At 34.2% G+C, this 13263-nt stretch carries 10 protein-coding genes; 7 read left to right on the forward strand and 3 right to left on the reverse strand.

Going from position 1 to position 13263, the window contains the following annotated elements:
• The first annotated feature begins 8 nt into the window (after positions 1-8).
• On the forward strand, positions 9-1952 hold the full coding sequence (locus HXT53_RS04100) for a beta-N-acetylhexosaminidase (protein WP_174142858.1): 1944 nt from the start codon (positions 9-11) through the stop codon (positions 1950-1952).
• Between the two features lie 136 nt (positions 1953-2088).
• Here HXT53_RS04100 and HXT53_RS04105 read toward each other — a convergent pair whose 3' ends face one another.
• Both HXT53_RS04105 and HXT53_RS04110 read right to left on the reverse strand, forming a co-directional pair.
• The gene (locus HXT53_RS04105; RefSeq protein ID WP_004113555.1) at positions 2089-3054 is read right to left on the reverse strand and encodes a nucleoside hydrolase; all 966 of its coding nucleotides are present in this window, start codon (positions 3052-3054) and stop codon (positions 2089-2091) included.
• Positions 3055-3071: 17 nt separating this feature from the next.
• Entirely contained in the window at positions 3072-4250 is a 1179-nt protein-coding gene (locus HXT53_RS04110) for an MFS transporter (RefSeq protein ID WP_004113554.1), read from the reverse strand.
• A 136-nt stretch (positions 4251-4386) separates the two neighbouring features.
• Between HXT53_RS04110 and HXT53_RS04115 the strand changes: the two genes are divergently transcribed.
• The 5 genes from HXT53_RS04115 to HXT53_RS04135 all read left to right on the forward strand — a co-directional run bounded on the left by HXT53_RS04115 (position 4387) and on the right by HXT53_RS04135 (position 8307).
• Entirely contained in the window at positions 4387-5088 is a 702-nt protein-coding gene (locus tag HXT53_RS04115) for a Crp/Fnr family transcriptional regulator (protein WP_004113553.1), read from the forward strand.
• A gap of 79 nt (positions 5089-5167) precedes the next feature.
• On the forward strand, positions 5168-5779 hold the full coding sequence (locus HXT53_RS04120) for an ECF transporter S component (protein WP_013399619.1): 612 nt from the start codon (positions 5168-5170) through the stop codon (positions 5777-5779).
• Between the two features lie 240 nt (positions 5780-6019).
• Positions 6020-6640 carry an energy-coupling factor transporter transmembrane component T gene (locus tag HXT53_RS04125; protein ID WP_230479200.1) on the forward strand — a complete coding sequence of 207 codons (621 nt, stop codon included), beginning with the start codon at positions 6020-6022 and terminating at the stop codon, positions 6638-6640.
• Entirely contained in the window at positions 6624-7478 is an 855-nt protein-coding gene (locus tag HXT53_RS04130; protein ID WP_020760367.1) for an energy-coupling factor ABC transporter ATP-binding protein, read from the forward strand. The genes HXT53_RS04125 and HXT53_RS04130 overlap by 17 nt, the downstream gene beginning before the upstream one ends.
• A complete protein-coding gene (locus HXT53_RS04135; RefSeq protein ID WP_020760366.1) occupies positions 7462-8307 on the forward strand; it encodes an energy-coupling factor ABC transporter ATP-binding protein in 846 nt (281 codons plus the stop codon). Before HXT53_RS04130 ends, HXT53_RS04135 begins: the two co-directional genes overlap by 17 nt.
• 45 nt (positions 8308-8352) lie before the next feature.
• Here the strand turns inward: HXT53_RS04135 and HXT53_RS04140 are convergent, their stop codons facing one another.
• A complete protein-coding gene (locus HXT53_RS04140) occupies positions 8353-11478 on the reverse strand; it encodes an alpha-mannosidase (RefSeq protein ID WP_174142859.1) in 3126 nt (1041 codons plus the stop codon).
• 426 nt (positions 11479-11904) lie between these two features.
• Here HXT53_RS04140 and HXT53_RS04145 point away from each other — a divergent pair, with 426 nt between their 5' ends.
• The gene (locus HXT53_RS04145; RefSeq protein ID WP_101891962.1) at positions 11905-13155 is read left to right on the forward strand and encodes an AGE family epimerase/isomerase; all 1251 of its coding nucleotides are present in this window, start codon (positions 11905-11907) and stop codon (positions 13153-13155) included.
• Positions 13156-13263: the final 108 nt, after the last annotated feature.

Consider the following 13263-nt stretch of genomic DNA (forward strand, 5'->3'; position numbering starts at 1 on the left):
AGCACAAAATGAAAATCGACAATTCAAATACCGAAATAATACCTTCACCACAAAACATATCAATATACGCAAAAGATACTATTACGCTTCCACAATCAAGTCATATTAGTTTCATAAATATTAAACCAGACTTAAGAATAACTACAGCAGCAAAACAGCTATGTGAAGATTTGAAAAACAATCACAATTGCAACTGGAGCATTAGCTACTCAGAAGGATATAAAAGCGCTATATCGGCAGCTATTAACAAAAATCTACGTATTCAAGAATATAAAATTTCATCTAAAATCTCGACCAATCAAACACTTATAAGCATAGAAGCTGGAAGCATAGCAAGTATATGCTTTGCAATACAAACTATAAGACAACTAATTATGCAATATGGTCTAATACTGCCATCATTACAAATTCAAGACTTTCCAGAAATACCTGTAAGAGCATATTCTTATGATGTTTCAAGAGGAAGAGTGCCAAAACTTTCATGGTTAAAAACTTTAGTAGACCAGTTAAGTCTATACAAATATAATCAACTTCAACTATACGTAGAACATGTTATCGATTTAGATGACACAATTGAATCCTGGATTGGACATTCACCATTAACTTGTAATGAGATTATCGATCTAGATGAATACTGCTATGCAAGAGGAATAGAACTCGTTCCAACACTTGCAACTTTTGGACACATGTATGAAATACTAAGAAGTAACTCATATAAACAGCTTGGTGAATTCCCAGAACAATCAGAAAGACCCTTCAGTTTTGTTGAAAGAATGATGCATCATACTCTAAATCCCACTAATCCTAACACTATACCGTTTATATCTAAAAGGATTAAAGATTATGCATCACTATTTAAATCTAATAAGTTTAATATTGGCGCCGATGAGACCTTTGACCTTGGATGCGGTGAAAGTAAAAATGTTGCTGAAAAAATAGGAGTGGCAAATCTTTATTTGTCCTATATTAAAAAGCTATGTGAAAAATTACACGAATTAGATTTGCAGCCAATAATGTATGCTGATATTGCAATAAAACACCCAGAGTTATTAGCTGATATTCCAAAAAATGTTATTTTTGCAAATTGGGATTACTCGGCAAACATGAATGAAAACAATATAAAACTAATAAAAAGTCAGAATCGCGATCAATACGTATGCCCTGGCACACAATCTTGGAATAGGCTTATACCAGATTTTGACTCTGCTATAAATAACATATCCAAAACATGTGAATATGGGCACAAAAATCATGTATTAGGATTTTTGTTAACTGATTGGGGAGATTATGGACATATAAACGATCCAATACTCTCACTTCCGTATGTAATAATATCATCGGAATATGCTTGGAAATCTAATAATATTGCAAAAAAAGATTTAATAAACAAGGTAAGTAATGTATTTGCTAACAGAACAAACTCAAACTTACTTAACATTATTAAACAAGCGTCTCATGCACAAGCATTCAGCTGGTCTGACGCTGTACAATTCAAAGAACTTGAATACAATAACGAAAATATAGCAAACGAGGATGTACTATTTTCATTAGGATATCCAAAAAACACTTCCCTAGAACAAGCAAGAAGACGATTCTTAAATGAAAGAGAAGCACAAATATTAAATGCTAAAGAATATAATCGCACTCTATCAGAATGCTCAAAGAGCATCTACGATATAAATGCTTGCAGCGAAAATATAAACTGTGAAAATATAAACAAAGATTTTATAAGCACTAGCATTTTAAACATTCAAGGTCAACAACTACTCAACCAATTAGGGTTGTACATACTAAACCAGAGATTTACTCTAGCTGAAGCAAAATCTTTTAAAACAAATTTGAACGAATGGTTCACACAATATCAAAATCGTTGGGAATCAATAGGTAAAACGGCAGACTTGTACAGGATACGAGAAGTATTGGATTGGTATATAAAAATACTAGGGATGTGAGAAAAGTATATTTACTGGACATATACGCATTAAATATAAATACGACCGAGAAAGTTTATGAATAACAATAAACAAACCCGGTCGTATTTAAATGTTATTGCAAGATAGAAAAGCATGTCGGTAAAGACAAATTTTGCTAATCTACAACATGTAAAGTACGATAAATGTAATTTTTATATTTTTCTGGATTAAGCTTACTACATATTTCAACATTCGGAGTCTTCCCAGAGAAGAAATTAGCGTCAACAAGAACTGAGCCATAACTTGGTCCAGGAGTTGCATCAACTTGGCAATAATATTTTGTGCATTCGCTTATACATTCAGGATATAGCGCAGCGGCAACAGCAGATGGATCAGCCATATCGAGATAAGCATCCCCAAAACGGCTAATATTCATTTCCATTAATTCCCTATTGCAATCAATGGCAAACTTACCAAGTTCTCCACTTTCGCGAATATTAGCAATTTCTTGTGGATTCAGCATACATTCTCCCAAGCATGCATCCCATCCAACAAACATAATATTTTTAAGACCAGAATCAACTAATATCTTTGCAGCTTCTGCATCTTGCCAAATATTGAATTCTGCTACAGGAGAAACATTTCCACGACCTAGACCAGCAGATCCCATAACTACTATGCGACCAACTTTTTTCATCGCTTCATAATCAACCTTAATAGCTAGAGCAATGTTAGTTAATGGCCCTAATGCAATAATGTCTATTTCACCATCCTCACTGTTTCTCAAAGTTTCAATCATTTTCAAAACAGCATTACCATTACTTTCTTTTAAGCGATGAGGCACTAGACCAATATCACCCATTCCATCTCTGCCATGGGTTTCATGAGCATAAACCAAATCGCGCAACAGCATGCTGCTACTTCCTTTATATACAGGTGGTTCATATGAACCAGCATGCTCGATAGTAGTAAGCGTATTAATAGTCGCTTGTTCCATGCATACGTTTCCTGATACAGTGGAAAACATTAATATCTTATATCTAGGATCATTTAAAGCCATGGCAATTGCCATAGCATCATCCGAACCACAATCTGTATCTATTATTATTTTCTTTTTAGAATAAATTTCTTTATTTTCCATAAACTCTCAACACCCTATCAATTAATAGAAACTGTATCTTCAAATGTAACTATCTTTAGCAGTGCAGCCGAAGCAATACATATTGCCAGCATTATAAGCCCAAATGTATATGAGAACCCTACTCCAAATTGCGAAATAACAGCACCAACAACGATAGGAGTTAGCATATCAGCTACGCCACTTGCTGTAGCAACGATAGAGCACGCTATACTCACGCGCTTATACATAATTCTAGAGGCAATTGCAACAATAACACTAAATAAAACGCCTAAGAAAAGACCAGCAACGAAAAGCCCAATATAGTAACTCAAGGCAGTGTTAACAAGCATTGCGGCAAGAATAGCAATAAATGAACCGATACAATTCATGAGTAGCACTAAGGTACCTTTTACATATCTCAGAATCCAAGTGAAAAGGAAACCTCCAAGGACACAACCTAAGTTAAATAGTGTAAACATAAATGCAGCATTTGATTCGCTTATTCCTTTTGTTATTGCAAAACTTGTTGTATACATACCTATAGCAGTCGATACTCCGCTGAATGCGGCAACTGAAATAACAATTCCAGCATAGGCAAGAATCTTACTCTTAGCATATAGTGGCCTGATATGTTCTTCCTCTTTCTCTGTATCTTTAATCTCAGACGTATCTTTGACTATAAAAGACACCGCACAGATAATAAATGAAAGAATACCTAACACATAATATGACCATGCATAAGATAATTTACCACTCAAGAACAGACCTAATACAAATGGTGAAACTGTAGTTCCTACACCAAATAGTCCTTGTCCAAAAGTCAATGAACTTTCATAATTCTTTTTGAATATGCTACTTAACAATGTTGGACATGCAGCATCCTGCGTGCCAAATGCAATGCCTCCCGCAAACGCAAGTATTAAACCAGAAACAAAACTAGGAATTGTAGGAATACCAAACATAAATATGCCAGTAATAAAAGTACCAATTCCTAAAACTTTTACTGATCCAATTTTCTCTACAAGAACACCTGTTATGTTAACGGTGAGAATTCTACCAAGAGCATATGCTGATCCAAGTAAACCGACAAGTTCAATCTTCTGTCCATAGGTTTGTACTAACTGTGGCAACGTACTGCCAATCATTACACATGTCGAACCTGCCAAGAAATACATAGCAAATGAAAGAAAAGCTTTTAGCGCATCATTACGCTTCATGATTTCACACTTTCCTAGTTCTTTTAATTAACATTTATAAACCATTAGAGGCTTGCCTAAAAAATATCATGATTTTATAATGCTTAAAATGACACTTGTCATGACTAATTTTGTTCTTAAGGAGTAAAAGTAAATCATGAACAACAAATGTATAGCAACGGCGCTTGCATTTATACTAGATGCAACGGATAGCATGAGTACGATTGTAAAAATAGAGAAAGCAAAACAACTCATTCCTCACCAATTCATACGAACATATCACACTAATGATGTTCTCATAAATATGAATAGTGCAGCAAAATATGTATATATCTTTTTAGATGGTAAAGCTACAGTTCGAGGAAGTTTAAATCGTAACGATGGAGTTATTTCAAATATTGAACCAATAGAAATACTGGGACTTTTTGAACTCGTTACCAATGAACCGCATTATACTGCTTTCGTTATGGCAGAAGAAAAAAGTTTGGTATTTAGAATTCCATCTTCGCTATTTCGCGAAATTGTTCAAGAAAATGGCAAAATTTGCTATTGCGTATTATCAATATTCGCAAAAACAGCGGGAAGAACAATGCAAGAAGCAGCAACGAAAAGACTACTTGAATCAATTGACATTATTGGATATTATTTATATACTCAAGCAAACAAAGATAGACCGTATATATGCCCATATACTCGCGAAGATTTAGCAAAAATACTAAATATTAATTTACGAACTTTATACAGGTATCTAGAATCCATGAAAAAAGAGAATCTTATAACAAGCATAAGAGGAAAATTGGTTATAACGGACCAACATTTTGCTTTGCTACATAAAAGATACTCTTCTATGACTATTTAATTATCAAATGACAAATGTCATTTGATAATTAAATAGTCAAAAAGATAATATTTGTAGTAATCAAATAGGAAGTGATTGCATGAAACAGATAATTAAATCATTCAAGGAAGAATTTACTACTGTTGCAGTTGTCACAATACCATTATGTGTTGCTGTTAATTATATTTCTGGAACTATAGCAGGTATGCTAAAACTACCTATTTTCCTTGATACTATAGGTACTTTATTTGCATGCATGATTTTTGGGCCACTTGTAGGAATAACAACTGGAATGCTATCTTCAATAATTTCATCAATCACTATGCCAACCATGCTTCCATTCATAGTGGTCAATATTGCTCTAGCCTTATGCGCTGGTATTCTAGCAAAACATAAAATGTTTTCAAATTATATGAAAATTTTTATTTCTTCAATAATCATGGCAACAATATCCATTATTATTTCAGCGCCGATTGTAGTCCTAGTATTTAGCGGGTTCACTGGCGGAGGATCATCTATTATAGCGGCTTTAATAACTGCATCTGGAATGAATATCTGGATTTCTGTATTCTCTACTGAAGGATTCTTTACATGGGTTGATAGAGTATTAACAATCATTATATGCTTAAGCGTTATAAAATGCTTGCCCAATAAATTACTGCTTCTTTTCCCATTAGGTTTACTTTATTTAAAAAATTCAGATTCTGAATAGTAAAAATTAAATCGAGTTTACTATATAAATACAGAGATAAAAGTAATTATGTACATGCATTATATCGATACTATTAATCAAGTAAAAAATACCAAGATACTTGCGACGCTATACCCGACAACAAAATTTATATTGACCATATATTTAATATTAGTAGATATTATATTAAATACTTTTTCATTCACATTATACAATTTGCGACTTTTATTGTTCCCCTATTTTGTTGCTCTACTTGTTCTGATGATTCTATGTGGAATAAAAAAGAATGGATATAAGCTCGTATCAAGTATAGCCATGTTCTCATTATTTGTTGCGATATTTCAAGTCGCTTTCTGTAGACAAGGAAATACAATATTAAGTCTTAATTTTTTGCAGATTACAGATACAGCATTGTCTAATTCTATAACGCTCGGAATGAATACCTTAAATATATCAACTATAGTCATATGTTTTTTCCAAATAACTGATATAGAAGATATTACAATATCTTTAAACAAACTTGGGATGAGCAATAAAACATGTTTCATAATACTTTCTACTTTCCAAACTATTGATTATTTACAAGTGCAAATTAAAGCAATCATAACCTCGCAAAAAAGTCGTGGAATAAACTTTAATGGAAATTTAATACGTAGAATTGGCACATTTACTTCGATTTTGCTTCCAGCATTTATTACTTCATTAATAAACATCGAGCAACGCATAATGATGCTTGATTCGCGAAATTTTTTTAGTTCAGAAAAAAAGACATATATTAAACAGGTTAATCATAATGGTCACGAAAAATTGGTATTAACAATAGGAACAATTACACTAGTTTTTCTTATTCTAGGAAGAGTAATTTATGGTTATATCATATAATATTTGCAATTTTTCATACACTTATCCACTTACTTCAAAACCAGCTTTAAGCAACATAACAATACAGATAGAATCAGGGAAAATATATGGAGTAATTGGCGCTAATACTTCAGGTAAATCAAGTCTATGCTTATCTCTTAAGGGATATATTCCTCATTTCTATAAAGGAAAATATTCTGGAAAAATACTATTAAACAACACGATTGATTTATTAAAATCTAATGAATGTGACAGCGTAGGCTTTGTATTTAGCGATCCTTTTTCGCAGTTGAGTCATATCAAAAAAACTGTATTTGAAGAAATTGCATTCAGCTTAGAAAATCGCAGTATCCCTATTCAACAAATAGAGAGTCTGGTTACACAAGTTATGCAATTACTTAACATAGAACAACTTGCGCTTCAAAACCCACTAACCCTATCCGGAGGGCAGGTTCAACGCGTTGCAATCGCGTGCGTTATAGTTAATAATCCAGAAATACTAATTCTTGACGAACCTACTTCACAACTTGATCCAGAAGAAACTAAAAATATTTATAATTTTCTACAAAAATACAAAGACGAGGGACATACCGTAATAATTAGTGAACAAGATACAAATTTGTTAGCGGAATATGCAGATAATATCATTGTTCTTCAAAATGGTTTTATCACTCATTATGGAAATAAATATGATGTTTTTTATGATGAAACTTTCCCTTCTGACTGTATTGATATTCCAGAAGTTGTCAAAATTGTGAAAAAGTTACGTAAGTTTGATATCCAAATAACCCCTGACATAACAGATATAGGCGAATTAATAGTTTTATTAAAGGAGAAATGCGATGAGCATCGCAATTAAATTGAACGATGTAAGTTTTCAATATCCTTCAAATGAAAAAATAAAAAATAAAAACAATGATAAACAAGAAAAATCCTGCAGAATACTAAAACACGTAAACATAGAATTCGAAAGTGGTGAATTATGCGCAATAATAGGTAGCAATGGAGCAGGTAAAAGCACTCTCGCCAAAATAATAGATAATTTATTACAGCCAACTTCTGGAGACATAACTATTGAAGGAAAACAATATAAGACATTAAAGCAACACGATATTACATCACTCATTGGTTATATTTTTCAAAACCCAAATGATCAAATTTTTAACAGCACTGTGCATAAAGAAATTACATATGGGATAAAGAATATAAACAATGATCTTTACAGTCGCGTTCTGAATCTTACTGGTTTAAACGATAAAGAAAATACAAACCCATTTAATTTGTCATTCGCTGAAAGAAAATTTATTAACATTGCATCTGCACTACTAAGAGAACCACATATTATTATTATGGATGAAGTGACTGGTGGGTTGGATAAACCACAAAAAATGCGACTTGTAAAAATACTTAATTATTTACATACGATAAATGTAACAGTATTATTTATCACCCATGACATGGAATTCGCATACGAAAATTGTCAAAATGCTCTCATACTTGATAACGGAAATGTGCTATACAAAGGGAGCATCGAATCTGCATTCCAGAATGTTGAAATAATAAAACGCGCGCATATTGACCAACCAATCATAGTACATATAATGAATGCGCTCGGAATTAACTATATGCATAAAGATAATCCTATACGTGCTTTAGCTAAATATATTGCGAATCGCAATAATCATTAAGGTATATGCAATCAAAAGCATCAAAATATAAACAAAATATCAACATTAAGATGCAATGCGAATACGCAATGAACATAGTTGGAAAGGACGTAATTCTACATTTAACGCGTCATTATTATTGTGCAAAGATATAGGCATACCATGCAGCACTGGCATTTCCATAAGATCTACCTCTTCAATTGAGGAATAACGCAAGATTTTATTGAGTTTTATTTGCCCATTTGCATATCCACCAGACGGCTCGTAAATACGCAAGATTATGTCTCCAGAACAATCGTCAGCTAGCTTAACCCAATCTAATGCAATTAGGCCTGAGTTTCTGCGAATCGTAAACAATGGATCAACTTCTGGTAGCATATCAATAATTGGCGAATTCAAAAAATCAGCTGTACTTAGAACTGAATCCATATTTGCATCAGCAATAAATGACCAAGTAAATTCATGCTTACCTTGATCGGTGTTAGGATCGGGGTAAAGAGGCGCAGAAAGCAAAGATAATCTGAGCATAGTTCCATAAGATGAAGAATAATCGCCAATAGGAGCAGTATCAGCGCCATAAGTAGACGAATTTGCAACAGCAACAGCATACGAGGAATCTTCTATGCGAACAAACCTATGTGTGCATGATTCAAACTTTGCATCATCACTACGAGTATTTTTTACTATTGGCCTTTCAACTAAACCATATTGGCACTCATACTGGGCCTTATCTGAACATACAGATGTTGGCATATCTACTTTTAGAAATTGCTCTTTAGCATTCCAATCAACTTGCGCATGGAAATCAAGTCGTTTAACACATGGCTCTAAAATTATACTTGTTTGAATCTTAACATCCTTTTTACATGCCAAGATTTCAACAGATACACCGCCCGATAAAAGCTCTTTAACGTCAACAATTGAAGAATCATCAATCTTACGATTCCTCATAAATGCATCTCGCTCAATATCCCATGCATCCCACTGATACGGCTCATCTTTTAATATCTCATATTGCGCCATGCGATAACCAGATGGGATTAGCTCACGATTAAATTTAATATCTTCAACAGAAGATACTGTGCCATCGCGTTCAATAGTCACACTTAAAACACCATTATTAAGAATTACTCCACCATCATTTTTGTGTTTTACAGTTGTTGTATTATTTTTACAGCTTTCACTACATTGATATAAATTCCAAGCGACCTCATTTTTACCTGTATAAGTCAACAACTTTACATTTTCACGCGCATTAACCGCGTTAACCGTGCTGTTAGCTTTTACAATCGCATTGGCAATATCTGAAATAATTTTACGTAAACAAGAAATATCTCTAGCATATTCTTCTCTAGCTTGCCTATGAACCCATGCAATAGCAGAACCTGGAAGAATATCATGGAACTGGTTCAATAATAAAGTCTTCCAAATTCTAGTAAGCTCATCGTTATTGAAACGATATTCTGGCGCATACACTCGAGCTAAAACAACAAGATATTCAGCCACACGCAACAATGATTCCTCCATGCGGCAATAACGCTTCATATCTTGCTGAGAAGTAAGAGTTTTTCTATGCAACTCTAGATAAAGCTCACCCTTAAACACTGGCGTATTGCAATTTGAATCGTCAACAATATCTTTTCGTATTTTTTCAAATAACTCATCAGGAGTGCCGAAATCAACTCTAGGAGCACCCTCTAAATTACGATCACGCCTAATACGAGCAGTCATTTCGCGAGTAGGCCCTCCACCGCCATCGCCAAAACCGTATAACAATATTGCGTGATCAGATAAATCTTTATCCAAAAAATTGCGTTGAGAATAAACTAACTCATGCATGCTCACAGATGAAGCATAAGTATTAGATGGAGGAAAATGAGCTAAAATCCTAGAACCGTCTATTCCTTCCCAAAGGAATGAATGATGTGGGAATTTAGTGGTATCATTCCAAGAAATCTTTTGAGTTAAAAACCAATCAAATCCAGCGCGGCGAGCAAGTTGAGGCAATGCGCCAGTATAGCCAAAACTGTCTGGGAGCCAAATGCCATGCGGATCAACACCAAAATGCTCCTTAAAATAGCGCTTACCAAAAGTCATTTGTCGAATTAAAGATTCACCACATGGCATAATTACATCGGACTCAACCCACATACCACCAACAGGTATAAAACGTCCTTCTTTAATCCTATTTTTCATACGCTCAAATAAATCGGGATGCTCGTTTTCTAGCCACTCGTATTGTTGAGCAGAACTCATAGCATAAGTACAATCAGGATCCTCATCCATAAGAGCTAAAACGTTAGATATTGTGCGTGCGACTTTCCTGTGCGTCTCGCGCACAGGCCATTGCCAAGCAGAGTCAATATGAGCATGTCCAACAGCAATATGCCTTAGAGAACTTGCCGCCGCGGGCTGACTTAATACATTAGACAACATATTACGAGCATTTTGAACAGTAGAAGAATCATGTTCATCATAGGCATTTAAGGAGCGCTGTAAAGCTTTAGCTAGTTTCCAGTATCGCGGATTATCGTCATTCAATTCTCGCATCAAAGAACTTACAGTCTCAAGATCCATATAATAATCAAAAATATTACGATTAAAAACAGTAACGTCAACATACTTCAACATATATTGGCATTCGGTTTTTCCAGTAGCACGCTCACCTAAATCAGTAGGAGAAAACGCAGTAGGTCCTTCAACAAATGGATTGTCTGCAGCTTCCAAATATAAAGTAAAATTACCATTTTCATCAATACTAATCGAACGATTATTATGCTCATCAATCAACGGAACCCAATGATTACAAGGGTTTACAGCTTTTATAACTCTTCCGTCAACGTTATACACTAATCCTTCAGCTTGAAAACCAGGGAAAAGATTACTAATCCAACCTAAATCAACATTTAGCTCAACTTTGCACCCCTTTACCTTTGAAAGATCAATCGACCCTGATATCTCAAACCACGTTGTTCCCCAAGTTGTTCCCCAAACGCTTGGAACATTGAATGAATGAAACACAATATCGTTTCTTTTTAACTTAGAAAAGAATTCGTTAGAAGAAATAGGTTCTCCAGCAATCTCATACGCTCGAATTTTACAATGCAATAAAACAGTATTTATATGCGGGTATAAGCGTTGTTGCATAACTCTTGTACAGCGATTTAATTGCTGCTCAGGTAATAAAAACATAGTTTCTACACTTCTTTCTTACACAATTAAACATTTATACGTAAATCACGTACACGCAAATCACATACGCATAAATCGCATATCTAACATATAAAGACAAAACAAGTATACGATATTAAATCAGTAAAAGTTTATGACAAAAGACAGTAATTAATAAAAATTCATAACTGTTATGAATTTTGGGAAATAAACCTGAATTTTGCTAACCAAAGTTATAATATTTAATCAGCAAAGAGTAATTGTCCATATATAGTGATGAGCTGTTAGAAACTTCAGAAAATATTAAAGATGATATTTTCTAATTGGAATAATTATCTGTAGACAGCATATAAACAGCATAAATGAAGATAGGCAATTATTCATCCCTAACATAACACATGACTCTGTTGATTCAATTTTAAAATTACAATCTACGAAAGGACAATAATGCAAGATTTTGAAACAACTAAATATACGTTTGACACACAAGCCAACAGAATATTCATGGCAGAACAAACAAAACAATTACTTGATTTCGCAAAAAACTTCCCAGCACCAATAGGAGGGTCAGGATGGCTCAACACAGACGGAACACTAGATAAAACACGCGGAGTACAAACATGGATTACAGCACGAATGACTCATGTTTACTCAATAGGAGAAATGTTAGGATACAAAGAAGCGAATCAACTTGTTGAACGAGGACTCGACGGACTATTAGGTCCTTTACACGACAACGAACACGGAGGATGGTATCCACAAGTAAGTTGGAACAAAGAACCTGAAAAAGACAAAATTTGTTACACTCACGCATTCGTTATACTAGCCGCATCAAGCGCACTACTAGCAGGACATGAACGAGCAAAACAACTATTAGAAGATGCATTAAAAGTATTCGATAAGTACTTCTGGAATAATGAAATAGGTTTAACAGTAGACACATGGGATACAAGCTTCAATAAGCTTGATTCTTATCGCGGGCTTAATGCAAACATGCATACAACAGAAGCATTTCTTGCAGTAGCTGATAGCACAGGAGATGAAAAATATAGAGAACGCGCAAAGCGCATAATCAGCCACGTAATCAATTGGGCATCTAACAACAATTGGCGAATACCAGAACATTTCAACGATCAATGGCAAGCAGACTTAGAATATAATAAAGACAAAAAAGATGACCAATTTAAACCATACGGTGCAACACCAGGTCATGGAATCGAATGGTCAAGATTAATACTCCAATGGGCATACAGTTACTATAAGGAAGATTGCAAACAGCGAAGAGAAGCATTAAACGCTGCAGAAAATTTGTTTAACCAAGCATTAAAAGATGGATGGAATGCCGATGGGCAACCAGGTATCGTATACACAACAGATTGGAATGGAAAGCCTATAGTCCACGACCGTATGCATTGGACACTAGCAGAAGCCATTAATACATCATCAACGCTTTACAGAATCACTAAAAATAAGCAATATGCTACTTGGTATAAAGAATTCTGCAAATATCTAGACCACTCAGTCATTGATCATTCTAACGGTTCGTGGTTCCATCAACTCGATGATAAAAACAATGTTTTAAATACTGTATGGCCAGGAAAATCAGACACTTATCATGCTTTCCAATCCACTCTGATTCCATTTATAGATCCGACGTGTTCTATAGCAAGTGCTATATACAGAGAGCAACTTGATTAATAATAAAATATTGTTAATTTATTAATTTAATAATCCACATTGCAATTAAATCTGCAGTGTGGATTATTTCATCACATACACTCCAAATATTCCACAAATACGTATGAA

The organism is Gardnerella sp. KA00390 (assembly GCF_049244075.1).
In the GTDB taxonomy this organism is placed as follows: Bacteria; Actinomycetota; Actinomycetes; order Actinomycetales; family Bifidobacteriaceae; genus Bifidobacterium; species Bifidobacterium vaginale.